The sequence below is a fragment of the Streptomyces sp. NBC_01808 genome (assembly GCF_035917395.1).
In the GTDB taxonomy this organism is placed as follows: domain Bacteria; phylum Actinomycetota; class Actinomycetes; order Streptomycetales; family Streptomycetaceae; genus Streptomyces.
Genome location: NZ_CP109072.1, coordinates 6,338,068 through 6,355,148, shown reverse-complemented (window position 1 = coordinate 6,355,148; position 17,081 = coordinate 6,338,068). Strand labels below are relative to the sequence as shown.

The following is a 17,081-nucleotide window of genomic DNA, read 5'->3' as shown; positions in this document are numbered from 1 at the left end:
CCGTCCCCCGCGAAGGTCTCCCGGCACTCGGGGCCCTGTCTCCCGGCTCCCCGCCCGTGTATCCCCCCGGCTGCTGCCGTCCGGTCTCCGTCACCCACGTACTCCCGCCAGTTGGTCCGCCCACGGCCGGCCCGCACCGTTGCGGACCCTGCCGTGGGCGGGGGTCGCCGACCGCCAGGTCAGAGCGCGTCGGGGCCGCGCTCGCCGGTGCGGACCCGTACCGCCGTGTCCACCGGCACGCTCCACACCTTGCCGTCGCCGATCTTGCCCGTCCGTGCCGCCTTCACCACGACCTCCACCAACTGCTCGGCGTCGTCGTCCTCCACCAGCACCTCGATACGCACCTTCGGCACGAGGTCCACCGTGTACTCCGCGCCCCGGTACACCTCGGTGTGGCCGCGCTGCCTGCCGTAGCCGCTGGCCTCCGTGACCGTCAGCCCCTGCACGCCGAAGGCCTGCAGGGCCTCCTTCACCTCGTCCAGCCGGTGCGGCTTGATCACTGCCGTGATGAGCTTCACGCATCCACCCTCTTGTCCGCGGCCGCGGCCGCCGTCGCCCTGTCCGTGCCCGACGCCTGACCGCCCACGGACGCCCCCGGCGCCGCGGCCACCGCCGCCGAGCCCACGCCGCTGAAGTCGTACGCGCTCTCCGCGTGCTGCGACCGGTCCACGCCCGCGAGTTCCTCGTCCTCGCCGACCCGGAAGCCCACCAGCCGGTCGATGCCCTTGGCAAGCAGCCAGGTGACGGCGAACGTGTACACGAGCACCACGCCCGCGCCCGCCGCCTGCCGGCCGAGCTGCTCAAGACCGCCGCCGTAGAACAGGCCGATGTCGTCGATGGCGAAGAAGCCGATCGCGAGCGTGCCGACGATCCCGCCGACCAGGTGGACGCCGACGACGTCGAGCGAGTCGTCGTAGCCCAGCTTGTACTTCAGGCCCACGGCCCAGGCGCAGACGACCCCGGCGATGATCCCCACCGCCAGCGCGCCCACGGCGTTCACGGAGGCGCCGGACGGGGTGATCGCCACCAGGCCCGCGATGGCGCCGGACGCGGCGCCGAGCATCGTGACCGAGCCGTGCCGCCACTTCTCGTAGATGAGCCAGCCGACGACTGCGGCGCCGGTGGCGACCTGGGTGTTGAGGAGCATCGTCGCGGCGACGCCGTCGGCGGCCAGCTCGGAGCCGGCGTTGAAGCCGAACCAGCCGAACCACAGCAGCGCGGCGCCCAGCAGCACGAAGGGCAGGTTGTGCGGCCGCATCGGGTCCTTCTTGAAGCCGATGCGCTTTCCTACGACGAGCACGGCGGCCAGCGCCGCGACGCCGGCGTTGATGTGCACGGCGGTGCCGCCGGCGAAGTCGATGGCCTTGATGTCGCCGTTCAGGCCGATGAAGCCGTCCGGGCCCCAGACCCAGTGCGCGACGGGGAAGTAGACGATCGTGACCCACAGGGCGACGAACAGCGCCCAGGCGGTGAACTTCACCCGGTCCGCGAGGGCGCCGCTGATGAGTGCAGGGGTGATGATGGCGAACATCAGCTGGAAGGCGGCGAACGCCAGCACCGGGATGCCCTCGTCGCCTCCCGTCAGCGTCTCGGGGGTGATCCCGGCCATGCCTGCGTGGTCGAGGTCACCGAGGACGCCGCCGCCGATGTCGTCGCCGAAGGTGAGGCTGTAGCCGTAGAGCACCCACAGAATGCTGACGATCCCGAGCGAGATGAAGCTCATCATCAGCATGTTCAGGGTGCTTTTGACCCGCACCATGCCCCCGTAGAAGAAGGCAAGACCGGGCGTCATCAACATGACCAGCGCCGCGCTGATCAGTACGAATGCGGTATCGGCGCCATTCAACGTCGCGTCTCCTCCTCGTGCGGCCCGTGCGGGCAGAAGTGGTGCGGGCCGGAATGCGCACGAGGCTGGCGCAGCGGGGTTTCCGCCACCGCCCCCCGGTGTTTCGGGGGCGTGACGAAGGCCACGGAGGTGTTACGGGGCGATGAACTTCCCGCGGGCGCGGGCGGGCGGGGTTACTCTCGCACGCACCACGGGGGCGGCCCGTCCGGGGGACGGGCCAGGCCGCCGGGTGCCGGGGGAGCCGCGGGTTCGAGTCAGCCGGCGGCTTCCACGGCCTCGGGCAGTTCGCGGGCGAGCCGGTCGGCGAGGTCGGCGACCTCGCCCACGGCGCCGTACCGGCGCACGGCAGTGTCGACGGTCTTGCGCAGCCGGGTGTTGACCCGCTCGGAGCGCACCTGGCGGGCGACGGTCAGCGCCTCGCCCGCGCACAGGGCGCACTGCCGGGGATCCTCCTCCAGCAGGTGGACGGTGGCGAGGCCGACGAGGTTCAGCGCGTACGAGCGGCGCCGCTCGGCATCGCCGGCGAACAGCTCGACGGCGCGCGCCATGACGGGCCGGGCGAGGGCGGCGTAGGTGGGGCTGCGGCCCGCGACGTAGGCGAGGTCGCGGTAGGAGTGGGCGTTCTCGCTGTTGAGTTCGGCCTCGGAGAAGAAGCGGATCCAGTCGGGCTCGGAGCCGCCGGGGTCGATCTCGTCGAAGCAGTCCTCGGCCATGCGGACGGCCCGGTGGCAGCGGTCCGGGCGGCCCAGGTTGGCGTACGCGCGCGCCTCCATCGCATACAGCATCGACTGGGTACGGAACGTGGCGCTGTCGCGGCTGCCGTACTGGGCGAGGTGGATCAGCTCCAGGGCGTCGTCGGCGCGGCCGAGGTGGATCATCTGGCGGGCCATGCTGGACAGCACGTACGCGCCGAGCGGCCGGTCGCCGGCCTCCCTGGCGGCGTGCAGGGCGAGGACGAAGTACTTCTGGGCGGTGGGCTGGAGGCCCACGTCGTAGCTCATCCAGCCGGCGAGCTGGGAGAGTTCGGCGGTGATACGGAACAGCCGCTCGGCGACCGCGGGCGGATGGGGCTCCTGCAACAGGTCGGTGATCTCGTGCAACTGCCCGACGACGGCCTTGCGGCGCAGCCCGCCGCCGCACTGGGCGTCCCACTGGCGGAACTTGGCGGTGGTGGTCTCCAGCAGCGCCAGCTCGGGCCCGGAGAGGGCGCAGGAAGGGGCGCCGGCGGAGGCGGCGGCCGGCGCGGGGGCCGGGGGACCGCCGGGCCCGGGGGGCTGCGCCAGCCAGCGCTGCATGGGCTCGACGAGGACGGGGCCCGCGGCGACGTTCAGCGAGGGGCCGAGGAAGCCGCGGCGGGCGAGCATGAGGTCGCTGCGCGAGAACTCGCTGACGTGCTCGACGGTTTCCGCGGCGTTCCACGGCAGGTCGATGCCGGAGACGGCGGGGCGGGGGCGGGCGGCGTGCAGTCCGAGCTGGTCGACGCCGACGACGCAGCCGAAGCGCTCCGAGAACAGGTCGGAGAGGATCCGCGGGATCGGCTCGCGCGGCTGCTCGCCGTCGAGCCAGCGGCGGACGCGGGAGGTGTCGGTGCTGATGTGGTGGGCGCCGAGCTGGCGGGCCCGGCGGTTGACCTGCCTGGCCAGCTCGCCCTTGGACCACCCGCTGCGCAGGAACCAGGAACTGAGTTCCTTGTTGGGGCCCTTGCCCGCGCCGGTGGCACCGGTCCGGCTGCCGCCCGTGCCGTCCAACTCCAACGCCCCCATCCCGCCTCGGCCGTCGTGGTACGCCCCGGATTATCCCCGGAACCGAAGCCCCCGAAGCCCGGTGGGAATTCCTGCCGTTGGCATATCCACCTGTCGCATGCCGCCGCCGCTGGCACCGAAAGTAATCCTACGATCACCGTTTCGCGAGCGCGATCGCGGAAACGCCACCATTCGCCACCCCTACGAGTGAACACGGCGCCGCTGACACGCGGTTGACTTGACGAGGGACGGCACCGCAGCGTTCGAGGTGACGCCCGGCAGGGCGCGCGCCGCGGGCCACGCTACCCCCTGGCGCGCCATCACACCCCGGATACACCTCCCCGACAACACAGTGTTACCAGCAAACTGCTGTGAGTGAGGCGTGCGGAGTGACCGACCGCACCGGCGAGCAGTTGGAGGGGGCATGGGTTTCCCGATCGGCGGCATCCGCGGCCGACGCGACATCGGATCCGTCCGGCGCGCCCGTACGTCCGCCGGGCATACGGCGACGGCGGTGGCGGAGTACACCGGGCTGTGGGGCTGGGACGTGCTGCCCGGCGCGCCGCTGGTGCGCGGCGCCGGCGGCGGGCGCGTCTGCTCGTGCGCGCGGGGCGCCTCCTGCCCCGCCCCCGGCGAGCACCCGCTGCCGGACGCCCGCCCCGTCCCCGCGGGCACCCCGCTGGACGAGGTGACGGACGCCTGGGCGGGTACGCCGGGGGCCGCGGTGCTGCTGCCGGCGGGCCTGTCGTTCGACGCCCTGGAGGTCAGCGCCGTCGCCGGGCGGCGGGCGCTGCCCCGGCTGGAGCGCCTGGGGCTGCCGCTCGGCCCGGTCTGCGCGACCCCGGACGGGCGGGCGCACTTCTTCGTCGCCCCCGGCGCCGCCGCCGAGCTGCCCCGGCTGCTGTACCGGATGGGCTGGGACGGCGCGCGGCTCGACCTGCGCTGCCTCGGCCGCGGCGACCATCTGCTCGCCCCGCCCTGCGATCCGCACGGCCTCGGCCCGGTGCGCTGGCTGCGCCCGCCGACGCTGGACACGGCGGGCGGCCCGCCGCCGGCCCGGCTGCTGCTGGGCACACTGGCGTACGCGCAGAGCGCCTGGCTGCGCACGGGCTGACACCGGCGCTCGCGCACGGGCGGACACCGGTGGCGTACGGTCCGACCAGCCGCCCCGGTCGGCGGGCCGACCCGGCCGGCCGGCGCCGGTCAGGCGGCTCAGTCGCCGATCAGCGCATCCACGAACGCCTCGGGCTCGAACGGCGCCAGGTCGTCCGCGCCCTCGCCCAGCCCCACCAGCTTGACCGGCACGCCCAGCTCCCGCTGCACGGCGATCACGATGCCGCCCTTGGCCGTGCCGTCCAGCTTCGTCAGCACCAGCCCGGTGATGTCCACGACCTCCGCGAAGACCCGCGCCTGCACCAGCCCGTTCTGCCCGGTCGTGGCGTCCAGCACGAGCAGCACCTCGCCGACCGGCCCGTGCTTCTCCACCACCCGCTTGACCTTGCCCAGCTCGTCCATGAGCCCGGTCTTGGTGTGCAGCCGCCCCGCGGTGTCGATGAGCGCCACGTCGGCGCCCTCGTCGATGGCCTCCTTCACCGCGTCGTACGCGACGGACGCCGGATCGCCGCCCTCCGGTCCGCGTACGGTACGGGCGCCGACCCGCTCGCCCCACGTCTGGAGCTGGTCCGCGGCGGCGGCCCGGAAGGTGTCCGCGGCGCCCAGCACCACGGACTTGCCGTCGGCGACCAGCACCCGGGCGAGCTTGCCGGTGGTCGTGGTCTTGCCGGTGCCGTTCACGCCGACGACCAGCACGACGCCCGGCACCTCGCCGCCCTCGGGGCCGACGGACTCGGCGGTGTTCAGGGACCGGTCAGCCTCGGTGCCCACGAGCGCCAGCAGCTCCTCGCGCAGCAGCGCGCGCAGCTCCTCGGGCGTGCGCGTACCGAGGACCCTGACGCGCTCGCGCAGCCGCTCCACCAGCTCCTGCGTGGGCTGCACGCCGACGTCGGCGGTGAGCAGCGTGTCCTCGATCTCCTCCCAGGTGTCCTCGTCGAGGTGTTCGCGGGAGAGGAGGCCGAGGAGGCCCTTGCCGAGGGAGTTCTGCGAGCGGGCCAGCCGGGCGCGCAGCCGGACGAGGCGGCCCGCCGACGGCGCGGGGACCTCCAGCTCCGGCGCGGGCGCCGGCGGCTCGGCGACGATGGTGCCGGTGGCGGCGGCCTCGCCCGGCAGGTCCACCTCCTCGATGATCCTGCGCTGCTCGTCGCCGGGCTCCCCCGCCTCCTCGCCGACCTGCGGCTCGGCGGGGGTCCTGGCGCCGGGCGACGGCGGCGGCGGGGGTACCTGCTTCCGGCGGCGGGAGCCGACGACCAGGCCGCCCGCGACGAGGACTGCGACGACGGCAATGGCGATGACGATGAGGATGATGTCCATAACGCCCACCAGTATCGCCCGCCCGGGAGGTGTTCGCGGCACCCCGCCCACTTCCGTCCCCCGGGGCGCACTGGCGGACGGCTCAGTTGAGCCGCTGGCTGATCACCTTGGAGACGCCGTCGCCCTGCATCGAGACGCCGTAGAGGACGTCGGCGACCTCCATCGTGCGCTTCTGGTGCGTGATCACGATGAGCTGCGAGGTGCGCTGCAGCTCCTGCATCAGCCGCACCAGCCGCTGCAGGTTGGTGTCGTCCAGGGCGGCCTCGACCTCGTCCATCACGTAGAACGGGCTCGGCCTGGCCATGAAGATCGCCACCAGCATCGCCACCGCGGTCAGCGAGCGCTCGCCGCCGGACAGCAGCGACAGCCGCTTGACCTTCTTGCCCGGCGGCCGCGCCTCCACCTCGACGCCGGTGTTCAGCATGTCGTCCGGGTCGGTGAGGATCAGCCGGCCCTCGCCGCCGGGGAAGAGGCGGGAGAAGACGCCCTCGAACTCGCGGGCGGTGTCGTGGAAGGCGTCGGTGAAGACCTGCTCGACGCGCTCGTCGACCTCCTTGACCACCTGGAGCAGGTCGGCGCGGGTGCGTTTGAGGTCGTCGAGCTGCTCGGTGAGGAACTTGTGCCGCTCCTCCAGCGCCGCGAACTCCTCCAGCGCCAGCGGGTTGACCTTGCCGAGCTTGGTGTACGCGCGCTCCGCGGCCTTCAGCCGCTTCTCCTGCTCGGCGCGCACGTACGGCCGCGGCCGGTTGCGCGGGTGCTCCGGGTCCTCGGGCAGCTCCTCGCCCTCGGCGGGCAGCGACGGCGGTACGAGCTGGTCGGGCCCGTACTCCGCCACCAGGTCGGTGGGCTCGACGCCCAGCTCCTCCAGCGCCCGGCCCTCCAACTGCTCGATGCGCAGCCGCTTCTCGGCGCCCAGCACCTCGCCGCGGTGGACGGAGTCCGTCAGCTTGTCCAGCTCGCCAGCCAGCTCGCGGGAGAGCCGGCGCTGCCGGCCCAGCTCCTGCTCGCGCTCCGCGCGGGCCCGCTCGGCGGCGGCGCGCTCCTCCTCGGCGCGGGCGAGGGAGACCTCGACGTGCGCGAGGAGCTGCCGGGCGCCGGCGGCGACCGCGGTGGCGACGGCCGCCTCGTGCCGCAGCCGGGCGCGACGGCGCTCGGCCCGGGTGCGGGCCTCGCGCTCGGCGCGGGCGGCGCGGTCGAGCCCGTCGGCGCGGCCCGCGAGGCCCTTGACGCGCTCCTCGTGGGTACGGACCTGGAGCCTGGCCTCCATCTCGGTCTGCCGGGCGTTGGCGCCGTCGGCGGCGAGCCGGTCGCGTACGGAGGTGTCGGAGCCGTCATCGCCGTCCTCGGCGGCGCCTGCCTCCTCCTCGGCGGTCTCCAACTGCGCCGCCAGCTCCTCCGCCTCCGCTCCCGCGCGGGCCAGGGCCTCTTCGGCGCGGGCCGCCGCGGCAGCGCTGCGCTCGGCCTCGCCTGCGGCGGCGCGGGCCTGCCCGGCGAGCCGGCCCAGTTCGCCGGCGACGCGGGACTTCTCCCGGTCCGCCGCGCTGCGCCGGCCGCCCAGCTCCTCGACGAGCGCGGCGCACTCGGCGCGCCGGGCGACGGCGGCCTCCTGCCGGTCGCGGAGCCGCAGACAGCGGGCGTCCAGCTCGGTCAGCTCGGCCGCCGCCTCGTCGACGGACGCCTGCACCTCCAGCAGGCTGGGGGCGCCGGCGGAGCCGCCGTGGGCGAAGTGGCCGCCGAAGACGTCGCCTTCCGCGGTGACGGCGGTCAGCTCGGGCCGGACGGAGACGAGGTCCTCCGCGTCCTCCAGCGTGGCGACGTACACGGCACGGGCCAGCAGCCGGCGGACGGCGGGCAGCAGTTGGTCGGGGCCCGCGACCAGGGCGGCGAGGTGGCGGGCGCCGGGCGGGAGTTCGCCGTCGGGCTGCGGCTCGTACGGGGCGTCGCCGAGGAGCAGCGCGGCGCGCCCGGCGTCGTGCTTGCGCAGCAGCCGCAGCGCGTCGGCCGCGGCGGCGGGTCCCGAGACGGCGAGGGCGTCGGCGGCGGCGCCGAGCGCGGCGGCGACGGCGACCTCGTACCCGGGGGCGACGGTGAGCAGTTCTGCGGCCGGGCCGAGCACGCCGGTCAGCTTGTCGCGGGCCTGGAGCAGGGTGCCGGTGCCGTCCTTGCGGCGCAGGCCCAGGGCGAGCGCATCGCGGCGGGCGGTGGTGGCGGCGCGGGTACGCTCGGCCTCGGCGGTCTCGTCGCGGGCGGCGGTCAGCTCGGCCTCGGCGGCCTTGAGCGCGCTCTTCGCCGCCTCCTGCTCGGCGGCCAGTTCGCTGTCGTCCCCGGCCAGCCCGTCGACCTCGGCCTTCAGCGTCTCGTACGCCTCCTGCGCGGCCGCGGCGCGCTCCGCCGCCTCGTCGCGCGCGGTGGCCAGCCGGTCGATCTCGGCCTGCGCGGAGGCGGCGCGGCCACGGGCGGCGGTGACCTTGCCGCTGAGCCGGGCGAGCCGTTCGCGGCGGTCGGCGACGGCGCGGGCGGCGTCCTTCAGCCGCCGCTCCTCCGCTGCGAGTGCGCGCTCCAGCTCGGCGCGGTGGGCGACGGTGTCCTCCAGCGCCCGCTCGGCGGCCTCCAGGGCGGCTTCGAGCTCGGCCTCCTGCTGGCGGATGCGCTGCGCCTCGCGCTCCAGGTCCTCCGGGTCACGGCCGCGGCGCTCCTCCTCGGGGGCGGCGGTGGCGTGCTTGGCGCGGGCGTCGGCGAGGCTGACGGTGCCGCGGACCCGCTCGGCGAGCTGGCCGAGTTCGTGCCAGGCGCCCTGCGCCTCGGTGAGCCGCGGGGTGAGGGCCCGTACCTGCTCCTCCAGGGCCGATTCGCGCGCGCGGGCGGCGGTCAGCTCGGCCTCGGTGGCTTCCTTGCGTTCCTTCAGCGCCGCTTCGTCGGCGATCTCGGCGGAGAGGGCCGCGCGCAGGGTGACCAGGTCGTCGGCGAGCAGCCGGAGCCGGGCGTCGCGCAGGTCGGCCTGGATGACGGCGGCCCTGCGGGCGACGGCGGCCTGCCGGCCCAGCGGCTTGAGCTGGCGGCGCAGTTCGTCGCTGAGGTCCTGGACGCGGGCGAGGTTGGCCTGCATCGCGTCCAGCTTGCGCAGCGCCTTCTCCTTGCGCTTGCGGTGCTTGAGGACGCCGGCGGCCTCCTCGATGAAGGCGCGGCGGCCCGAGGGGTCGGCGTGCAGGACGGAGTCGAGCTGGCCCTGGCCGACGATGACGTGCATCTCGCGGCCGATACCGGAGTCCGACAGCAGTTCCTGGATGTCGAGAAGGCGGCAGGTGTCGCCGTTGAGCTGGTATTCGCTGCCGCCGCTGCGGAACATCGTCCGGGTGATGGTCACTTCGGAGTAGTCGATGGGCAGCGCGCCGTCGGAGTTGTCGATCGTCAGCGAGACCTCGGCGCGGCCGAGGGGCGGCCGGCCGGTGGTCCCGGCGAAGATGACGTCCTCCATCTTGCCGCCCCTGAGGGACTTCGCCCCCTGCTCCCCCATCACCCAGGACAGCGCATCCACCACGTTGGACTTTCCCGAGCCGTTCGGGCCGACGACACAGGTGATCCCCGGCCCGAAGCGGAGGGTGGTGGCGGAGGCGAAGGATTTGAACCCCCGGAGCGTGAGGCCCTTCAAGTGCACTGGCGAGCTCTCCTCCGGCGACGAAACATGTGCCGGAGACTCTATCGCGCAAGCCGGTTTCACTGGGTAACCGCCGGGGCACATCAATGACGGAGCATCACCCCCCGGGGCGCCGGCTCCGGGGCGGGTTCCCTGCCGGGGGATCCGTAAGAAGACGGAGAAACGACGAAGGGACGCCGTTAAGCGTCCCTTGACAGTTATCTCAAGCGGTTGAGGTGCAGACCTGACGGTTCTCGCATGATTGTCAGGTAAGCGCAGGCTCCGCCTGGGGTACGTCGAGCAGTGACTCGCTGTTGTGAGCAGCGGCGGCGGCGAGCATGTCGTTCTCGGCCTGGACGCGGACGAGCTCCGACTCCAGGTCCTGGACACGCTGCTGCAGCCGTCGCATCTCGGCGAGGAGTCGCGGGTCTGTACCGCCGACGTAACCGAGAAGCGCCTTTGCCATGATTGCAGGTCCTCCACACTGAGTGACCGACCGAGCGGTGTGGGTCGTGAGGGATTCGCACCCGCGTGTCTGCCCATGGCACAAACAGCAAGGGTGCGCGGGGCTTCAAGCGTCTCACCAAATAGTTTGACGGTCAACACGATCACACCCCGTATCGGGCGCAGCGCGTGCAATTGCAGGCCGCGGGGGGTGGCAGGACCCGTCTGGTGTGAGAGCTTTGCACGCCCGGCAGCCGTTGGCAACCCGCTGGTCATCCCTGTCGGACCAGCCCATATGGCGGAGCGTGCTCAGCGGATGGCAAATGAGTGATATCCGCCGCGCGGCTCGTCCCAGATCTCCGTCACACCCGAGACGCGGCCCGGCGTGTCGGCGGACCGCAGCCACTCCAGCAACTCCTGACACTGCGCTCGCGGACCCTCGGCGACGATCTGGACCCGGCCGTCCGCGAGGTTGGCGGCGAAGCCGCTGAGGCCGCCGATCTCCAGCGCGCGGGCGCGGGTGAACCAGCGGAAGCCGACGCCCTGGACCACGCCGCGCACCCATGCCGTCATGCGGACGTCTGTACTCATGTGACGCACGTTATCCGGACGATGTGGCCGCGGGCACGTCCGGTGCGGGGGGCATGGCGTACAGTCTGCCGACAGCAATATCACTCGTGTGTGCGAGTGGCGCGTGTGCAGGAGATGTTGTCGTCGGACGTGAGGGGTCAGCCGGATGGGCCGCCACAGACGCTCGGAGCCGCAGCCCCCGACAGGCCACCGCGGGAACACGCCCGCCGCGTACGGCTCGTACGACTCCTACGGTGACCGCGAGGCGCACGCCGCCGGCCGGTCGCGGGGACAGCACCGCAAGCAGAGCCCGGCCAGGGCCGGGATGCTCGGTACGTCGGCGGCGCTGGCCGTGGGCGCGGTGGCGATGGCCTCCGGAGTCCTCGGCAACGGCTTCGACCTCGACCGCGGCGGCGGCGGACCCGCCGGGCACGTCCAGGCGGGTGACCCGCCGGCGCCCAGAACCCAGGGCTCCTCGGAGCTGCCGACGCTGGAGGCGTCGCCGTCCGCGAGCGACGGCTCGGAGCGGCCGGAGAGCAGGACGCCGGAGGCGAAGAAGACCGGCGGCAAGGACTCCCGGGACGGCAAGGAGTCGACGAGCGCTTCGCCGTCGGCCCCGGCGCCCGAGCGCGAGAAGCCGGAGTCCGCGGACCCGTCGTCGAAGTCCCCGAGCCCGTCCCGTACGGAGTCGACGTCCCCCTCCCCCACGAAGACGGAGACCTCCGAGCCCACCCGCTCCGCGAAGCCCACCGCCACCGCCGACGCCACCACCGCCGCGGAGGCGGAGGTGCTGCGGCTGGTCAACCAGGAGCGCGCGCAGGCGGGCTGCCGCCCGCTGACGAACGACCCGGAGCTGGCGAAGCTGGCCGGCGACTACAGCCAGGACATGGCGGAGCGCGGCTTCTTCGACCACACCGACCCCGACGGCAACGACCCGTGGGAGCGCGCGCAGGACTACGGCATAGCCGACCTCGGCGGCGAGAACATAGCCCGCGGCCAGGCCAACGCGCAGTCGGTGATGGACGCCTGGATGAACAGCGAAGGCCACCGCGCGAACATACTGAACTGCGACTTCCGCACCCTGGGCGTCGGCGCGCACTTCGGCGACGGCGGCCCCTGGTGGACGCAGAACTTCGGCTTCTGAGGCGCGGCTTGCGGGCGGTCCGTCCGCGTCAGGGGCGCGGCGGGCGCTGGCAGCGCGGGCAGAAGTAGCTGGAGCGGTTCATCCACGGGCGGCGGCGGATCGGGGTGCCGCAGCGGCGGCATGGTTCGTCCTCGCGGCCGTACGCGTCGAGCGAGCGGGCGAAGTAGCCGGACTCGCCGTTGACGTTGACGTACAGGCTGTCGAAGCTCGTGCCGCCGACGTCGAGCGCGGCGTTCAGCACCGCGCGGACGTGCCCGAGGAGTTCCGCGGTACGGGGACGGGTGAGGCCGGCGGTGGGGCGCTCGTAGTGCAGGCGGGCGCGCCAGAGGGCCTCGTCCGCGTAGATGTTGCCGACGCCGCTGATCAGCGACTGGTTCAGCAGCGCCCGCTTGATCGTGGTCCGGCTGCGGCGCAGCGCCGCGTGGAACGCCGCGTCGTCGAACTCCGGGTCCAGCGGATCCCTGGCGATGTGCGCGATGACGTCGGGCAGACCCCCGGCCGCGTTCGGGTGCAGCGAAAGGCCGCCGAAGGTGCGCTGGTCGACGAAGCGGAGCTCCGTGTCCGTCTCGTCCGCGAAGCGGACCCGGATCCGCAGGTGCTTCTCGTCCGGCGCCGCCTCCGGCTGGACCAGCAACTGGCCGCTCATGCCCAGGTGCGCGAGCACCGACTCGGGGCCGTCGGCCAGCGGCAGCCACAGGTACTTGCCGCGCCGCCGCGGCTCCCCCAGCGGGTGCCCCGTCAGCCGGGCGGCGAAGTCGGCGGCGTCCGCGGGATGCCGGCGTACGGACCTGGGGTGCAGCACCTCAACGGAGCCGACCGTGCGGCCCGCGACCCACTTCGCCAGGCCGCGGCGCACCACCTCGACCTCCGGCAGCTCCGGCATCGCCGCGCTACCGGTCGGCGGCCTGCGCCGCCCCGGCGGGGCCCGCGGCGGCGTCACCGTCCGCGGAGTCCGGTACGTCCGCGGGCGTACCTCCGGATGCGGACGCGCCGTCGGACCCGCCGGCCGGCGTGGGCTCCGGTGCCGCGGCCGCGGAGCCGTTGCTCCCCGCCGCGCCCTTGCCCGCCTCGCCGCCCGCCCCGGTCGCGCTGATCGCGCGCCAGGCGGTGTCCGCCGCCTGCTGCTCCGCTTCCTTCTTGCTGCGGCCGGTGCCGGTGCCGTACGTGACACCACCGACGCGGGCGGCAGCCGTGAAGGTCTTCTCGTGATCCGGGCCGGTCTCGCTGACCAGGTACTCCGGCACGCCCAGTCCCCTGGCGGCCGTCAGCTCCTGCAGCGACGTCTTCCAGTCCAGCCCCGCCCCGAGGTTCGAGGACTTCTCGATCAGCGGGTCGAACAGCCGGTGCACCAGCTCCGACGCCGCCTCCAGTCCCTTGTCCAGGTAGACCGCGCCGATCACGGCCTCCAGCGTGTCCGCGAGGATCGACGCCTTGTCCCGGCCGCCCGTCCCCTCCTCGCCCCGGCCGAGCCGGATGAACGCGCCCAGGTCGAGCCCGCGGCTGACCTCGGCGAGCGCACGCGAGTTGACCACCGCGGCCCGCAGCTTGGCCAACTGGCCCTCGGGCAGGTCGGGGTGGCCCCGGAACAGCGTGTCGGTGACCACCAGGCCGAGCACCGAGTCCCCGAGGAACTCGAGCCGCTCGTTGGTGGGCAGACCGCCGTTCTCGTACGCGAACGAGCGGTGGGTGAGGGCGCGCACCAGAAGGGCGGGCTCGAGTTCGTACTCGAGCCGCCCTTCCAGGATCTTGGGGGACGAGGCTGTGTCGGCCGGCGCCTTCCGCGGCGTAGTGGCATCAGACATGAGCCTTCTCCCCGTCGCTCAGACCTCGAGGACCTGGCGGCGGTTGTACGTGCCGCAGTTCGGGCATGCGATGTGCTGCTGCTTCGGCTCGTGGCAGCGCTCACATGCCACCAGGTGCGGGACCGCAGCCTTCCACTGCGACCGGCGGTGGCGCGTGTTGCTGCGCGACATCTTCCGCTTCGGAACGGCCACGGCTACTTCTCCTGCTTCTCGCCGGCGCCGTCGTCAGCGCCGCTCGTATCGTCCTTCTCGCCGTCCGAGACGGTCTCGGCGAGTCCCTGCAACGCCGCCCACCGGGCGTCGACGACGTCGTGCCGGTGGTCCGGGTCGTCCGCGAGCCGCGCCCCGCAGTCGGGGCACAGGCCCGGGCAGTCCTCCCGGCACACCGGCTGCAGCGGCAGTGCGAGCACCACCGCGTCGCGCAGCTCCGGTTCGAGGTCGAACATGTCGTCCTCGAGGTACAGCGCCTCCTCCTCCGCGTCCGCCTCCTCGGCGTCCGCGCCGGAACCGCCGCCGCGGGCCACACGGCCCCTGGCGTCGGTCTCCGGGTAGGAGTACAACTCCTGGATGTCCACTCGGAGCTCCTGCCCGAGCGGCTCCAGACACCTTACGCACTCGCCCGTCGCCCGTGCCCGGGCGGTGCCCGTGACGAGCACGCCCTCCATCACGGACTCGAGCCGCAGCTCCAGCTCGACGGGGTCGCCCTCCGGCACGCCCACCACCTCGTTGCCGAGGTCCTTGGGCGCCGGCACGGTGCGGGAGAGCCGCTTGAGCGTACCGGGACGGCGGCCCAGGTCCCGTGTGTCGAACACGAGAGGGGCGCGGTGGTCCGGATGGGCTTTCAGGGCTTTCCTGCTTTCGTGCACCCTGCGCATGACGGGCAGGGACGGGCGCGGCGCGATACGGCGAGGGTCCAGAATACTTGAGACCCGGCCCAAGACCCAATCCGGGCGTCCGTCCGGGCCGGACCCGTTGGGTGCTCCCCGGCGGCTCAGCGGCCGCGGTCGTCGTACTGCCTGAGCTGCTCCAGGTCGATCATGCTGGTGTCGAAAAGGCTCGTCTCGTCCAGCGCGGCGGGCGCCGGGGTGTAGCCGCCCTGCTGCGGCAGGTGCGCGTCGCTCTGGCCGTACGGCATCTGCTGCCCGGCGCCCGGGTACGCGCCGGCCGCGGCCTGCTCCTGCTGGCCGGCCTGCTGCGCCCAGCCGTAGCCGGGCTCCGGCTGCTCGTAGCCCTGCTGGTAGCCCTGGCCGTAGCTCTGCGGGTAGTCGGGCTGCTCCGGCTGCGGGTAGCCGGCCTGGCTGTAGCCCTGCGCGGCGGTGGCGTCGTAGTACGCGGCGGCCGGCTGCGGGACGGCGTGCGGGGGCTGCTGCGCGGGCGGCGGCGGGATCACGGGGTCCTGCGGGGCGCCGGGGGCGTGCGCCGGGGGCGGGTCGGCCAGCTCGGCCAGCTCCGCGAGGTAGCTCTCGTCCGTCGTGCCCGTGTGCCCCGTACCCGGCTGCCCGAAGGTCTCGCCGAGCTGGTCCGTGGGCCGCGCGCCCTGGAGCTTCTGCCGGCCGCGGCCGACCGCCTCCAGGGTCTTGGTCAGCACCGACTGGAACGCCTGGAACTGCGCCTCGACGTACGTGTCCGCGCGCCTGCGCTGCTCGTGCGGGTCGGCGCTGCGCTCGGGCGCCTCGCCCGCCGGGTCCTGGCCGGCGTCGAAGCCCTGCGGGTCGTCGTACCCGGGGGCGCGGCCCAGCAGCTTGTCCCGGCCGCGGTCGACCGAGCCGATGGTCTTGGTGAGGACGACCTCGAAGTTGGCGAGCTTGCTGTCGACGTAGTCGTCGGCCTCGGCGCTGATCTGCTCGGCCTCCTGGCGGGCCTCGCCCAGGATCCGGTCGGCCTCGGCCTGGGCGTGCCGGGCGACCTCGGTGTCGGAGATCAGCGCGGTGCGCCGGTTCTGCGCCTCGTCGAGGATCTGCTCGGCCTCGCGGCGTGCCTCCTCGACCAGTTGCTCGCGCCCGCCGAGCAACTGCTGCGCCTGGGCGAGCGACCCGGGCAGGGCCTCGCGCACCTCGTTCAGCATGCCGAGCAGCTCGGCGCGGTTGACCACGCACGACGCCGACATGGGCATGGACCGCGCGCCCTGGAGGGCCTCCGCGATCTCGTCGAGCTTTCTCTGCACGTCCATGGGGAAAGACTCTACGGCGCCCGGCTAGGACTTGGTGAGGCGTTCGTCAAGTGCCCGGTTGACAACCGGGGGTACGAGATGGGATACGTCGCCGCCCCAGGTGGCCACCTCTTTGACCAGGCTGGAGGAGAGGAAGCTGTAGGTCGGGTTGGTGGGGACGAAGAGGGTCTCCACGCCCGACAGGCCGTTGTTCATCTGGGCCATCTGCAGCTCGTAGTCGAAGTCGCTGACGGCGCGCAGCCCCTTGACGATGGCGGGGATGTCGCGCTCCTTGCAGTAGTCCACGAGGAGGCCGTGGAAGCTCTCGACCTCCACGTTGCCGTACTCCGTCGTGCACTGGCGGATGAGGTCCATCCGCTCCTCGACGGTGAACATCCCTTTCTTCGACTTGTTGATCATCACGGCGACGTGCACGACGTCGTAGAGCTTCGAGGCCCGGGCGATGATGTCGAGATGCCCGTTGGTGATGGGGTCGAAGGACCCCGGACAGACGGCGCGGCGCAACGGAGGTTCCTCGCTCTCGGTTCCGGTCGTGAGGGGCATGAGGGTCATGAGGTTTCGGTGACGGTCCAGGGTCGGGGGCGGGACGGAGGCGGGCGGTCATGGGGCCGGTGAGGCGGCGCGACCGTACCAGAGCGTGCCTTCGCCGTAGCGCCTGGCCCGCAGCCCCTCGAACCCGTCGGGCCAGGGGAATTCACCGCCTCGGGTGCTGCGCTCCACGGTGGCGAGCGCGCCCGGGGACAGCCAGTCGTGGGCACGGAGTGTGACGAGTATCTCGCCCACGGCCGCGTCCCCCACCTCGTACGGCGGGTCGAGGAAGACCACGTCGTACGGGTCGGGGGGCGGCGGCCCGGCGACGACCTGCTCGGCGCGGGCGGCGCGCACCTCGGCGCCCGGCAGGCCGAGGGCACGGACGTTCTGCCGGATGACGCGGGCGGCGCGGGCATCGGCCTCGACGAGCAGCGCGTGCGCCGCGCCGCGGGAGAGCGCCTCCAGGCCGACGGCGCCGGAGCCGCCGTACAGGTCGAGGACGCGCAGCCCTTCGAGCGGGCCGAGGAGGGTCTGCCAGGTGGAGAAGAGACCCTCGCGGGCGCGGTCGGACGTGGGCCGGGTGCCGGTGCCGGGCGGCACGGCCAGGCGCCGCCCGCCGGCGGTGCCGGCGATCACGCGGGTCATGGCTGCTGGGTGTCCTTGTCCTCACGGGCGCTGTCCGTCCCACGATATGCCTCCGGGGTGACGGGCGCGGTGCCGCCCGGTGGCGCGGGGGCGGCGGGACACTCACGTCTCCGGCCCCGGGGCCCG

At 73.5% G+C, this 17,081-nt stretch carries 16 protein-coding genes; 2 read left to right on the top strand and 14 right to left on the bottom strand.

The features are described 5' to 3' along the window. Positions 1-179 precede the first annotated feature (179 nt). From OG946_RS28165 to nsdA, 3 genes are all read right to left on the bottom strand, one after another. The gene (locus tag OG946_RS28165) at positions 180-518 is read right to left on the bottom strand and encodes a P-II family nitrogen regulator (RefSeq protein WP_027771544.1); all 339 of its coding nucleotides are present in this window, start codon (positions 516-518) and stop codon (positions 180-182) included. Continuing rightward, positions 515-1,846, bottom strand: coding sequence for an ammonium transporter (locus OG946_RS28160; protein ID WP_326798777.1), 1,332 nt, complete (start codon positions 1,844-1,846; stop codon positions 515-517). The genes OG946_RS28165 and OG946_RS28160 overlap by 4 nt, the downstream gene beginning before the upstream one ends. A gap of 254 nt (positions 1,847-2,100) precedes the next feature. After that, complete coding sequence (gene nsdA / locus OG946_RS28155; protein WP_326798776.1) at positions 2,101-3,609, bottom strand: transcriptional repressor NsdA; 1,509 nt, start codon at positions 3,607-3,609, stop codon at positions 2,101-2,103. A 403-nt stretch (positions 3,610-4,012) separates the two neighbouring features. On the opposite strand from nsdA, the gene OG946_RS28150 reads away from it, so the two are divergent. Further along, a complete protein-coding gene (locus OG946_RS28150) occupies positions 4,013-4,702 on the top strand; it encodes a bifunctional DNA primase/polymerase (protein ID WP_326798775.1) in 690 nt (229 codons plus the stop codon). 98 nt (positions 4,703-4,800) lie between these two features. On the opposite strand, the gene ftsY is transcribed toward OG946_RS28150, so the two are convergent. From ftsY to OG946_RS28130, 4 genes are all read right to left on the bottom strand, one after another. Next, a complete protein-coding gene (gene ftsY, locus OG946_RS28145; RefSeq protein WP_326798774.1) occupies positions 4,801-6,015 on the bottom strand; it encodes a signal recognition particle-docking protein FtsY in 1,215 nt (404 codons plus the stop codon). Positions 6,016-6,097: 82 nt separating this feature from the next. Next, a complete protein-coding gene (smc, locus tag OG946_RS28140) occupies positions 6,098-9,670 on the bottom strand; it encodes a chromosome segregation protein SMC (protein ID WP_326798773.1) in 3,573 nt (1,190 codons plus the stop codon). Between the two features lie 244 nt (positions 9,671-9,914). Beyond that, a complete protein-coding gene (locus tag OG946_RS28135) occupies positions 9,915-10,115 on the bottom strand; it encodes a hypothetical protein (protein ID WP_047018321.1) in 201 nt (66 codons plus the stop codon). 287 nt (positions 10,116-10,402) lie between these two features. Then, positions 10,403-10,684: an acylphosphatase gene (locus OG946_RS28130; RefSeq protein WP_047018320.1), complete on the bottom strand. Its 282-nt coding sequence runs from the start codon at positions 10,682-10,684 to the stop codon at positions 10,403-10,405. 145 nt (positions 10,685-10,829) lie between these two features. On the opposite strand from OG946_RS28130, the gene OG946_RS28125 reads away from it, so the two are divergent. Further along, positions 10,830-11,807, top strand: a complete 978-nt coding sequence (locus tag OG946_RS28125; protein WP_326798772.1) for a CAP domain-containing protein — start codon at positions 10,830-10,832, stop codon at positions 11,805-11,807. A 28-nt stretch (positions 11,808-11,835) separates the two neighbouring features. Here the strand turns inward: OG946_RS28125 and mutM are convergent, their stop codons facing one another. From mutM to rsmD, 7 genes are all read right to left on the bottom strand, one after another. After that, positions 11,836-12,690, bottom strand: a complete 855-nt coding sequence (mutM, locus tag OG946_RS28120; RefSeq protein ID WP_326798771.1) for a bifunctional DNA-formamidopyrimidine glycosylase/DNA-(apurinic or apyrimidinic site) lyase — start codon at positions 12,688-12,690, stop codon at positions 11,836-11,838. Positions 12,691-12,697: 7 nt separating this feature from the next. After that, on the bottom strand, positions 12,698-13,609 hold the full coding sequence (gene rnc, locus OG946_RS28115) for a ribonuclease III (protein WP_326798770.1): 912 nt from the start codon (positions 13,607-13,609) through the stop codon (positions 12,698-12,700). A gap of 18 nt (positions 13,610-13,627) precedes the next feature. Next, positions 13,628-13,801 (bottom strand): 50S ribosomal protein L32, encoded by a 174-nt coding sequence (gene rpmF, locus OG946_RS28110; RefSeq protein ID WP_018844671.1) that lies wholly within the window; start codon positions 13,799-13,801, stop codon positions 13,628-13,630. A 2-nt stretch (positions 13,802-13,803) separates the two neighbouring features. Then, positions 13,804-14,484, bottom strand: coding sequence for a YceD family protein (locus OG946_RS28105; RefSeq protein ID WP_326798769.1), 681 nt, complete (start codon positions 14,482-14,484; stop codon positions 13,804-13,806). 116 nt (positions 14,485-14,600) lie between these two features. Beyond that, complete coding sequence (locus tag OG946_RS28100) at positions 14,601-15,779, bottom strand: ATP synthase F0 subunit B (RefSeq protein ID WP_326798768.1); 1,179 nt, start codon at positions 15,777-15,779, stop codon at positions 14,601-14,603. 24 nt (positions 15,780-15,803) lie between these two features. Next, entirely contained in the window at positions 15,804-16,283 is a 480-nt protein-coding gene (coaD, locus tag OG946_RS28095) for a pantetheine-phosphate adenylyltransferase (protein ID WP_326800386.1), read from the bottom strand. Positions 16,284-16,379: 96 nt separating this feature from the next. Further along, positions 16,380-16,955, bottom strand: coding sequence for a 16S rRNA (guanine(966)-N(2))-methyltransferase RsmD (gene rsmD / locus OG946_RS28090; protein ID WP_326798767.1), 576 nt, complete (start codon positions 16,953-16,955; stop codon positions 16,380-16,382). Positions 16,956-17,081 lie beyond the last annotated feature (126 nt).

Coding starts and splice junctions, on each gene's coding strand:
- OG946_RS28100 (WP_326798768.1), bottom strand. CDS start 15,779: ATGGACGTGCAGAGAAAGCTCGACGAGATCGCGGAGGCCCTCCAGGGC.
- mutM (WP_326798771.1), bottom strand. CDS start 12,690: ATGCCGGAGCTGCCGGAGGTCGAGGTGGTGCGCCGCGGCCTGGCGAAG.
- rsmD (WP_326798767.1), bottom strand. CDS start 16,955: ATGACCCGCGTGATCGCCGGCACCGCCGGCGGGCGGCGCCTGGCCGTG.
- nsdA (WP_326798776.1), bottom strand. CDS start 3,609: ATGGGGGCGTTGGAGTTGGACGGCACGGGCGGCAGCCGGACCGGTGCC.
- OG946_RS28125 (WP_326798772.1), top strand. CDS start 10,830: ATGGGCCGCCACAGACGCTCGGAGCCGCAGCCCCCGACAGGCCACCGC.
- rnc (WP_326798770.1), bottom strand. CDS start 13,609: ATGTCTGATGCCACTACGCCGCGGAAGGCGCCGGCCGACACAGCCTCG.
- OG946_RS28105 (WP_326798769.1), bottom strand. CDS start 14,484: ATGCGCAGGGTGCACGAAAGCAGGAAAGCCCTGAAAGCCCATCCGGAC.
- ftsY (WP_326798774.1), bottom strand. CDS start 6,015: ATGGACATCATCCTCATCGTCATCGCCATTGCCGTCGTCGCAGTCCTC.
- OG946_RS28150 (WP_326798775.1), top strand. CDS start 4,013: ATGGGTTTCCCGATCGGCGGCATCCGCGGCCGACGCGACATCGGATCC.
- OG946_RS28135 (WP_047018321.1), bottom strand. CDS start 10,115: ATGGCAAAGGCGCTTCTCGGTTACGTCGGCGGTACAGACCCGCGACTC.
- OG946_RS28130 (WP_047018320.1), bottom strand. CDS start 10,684: ATGAGTACAGACGTCCGCATGACGGCATGGGTGCGCGGCGTGGTCCAG.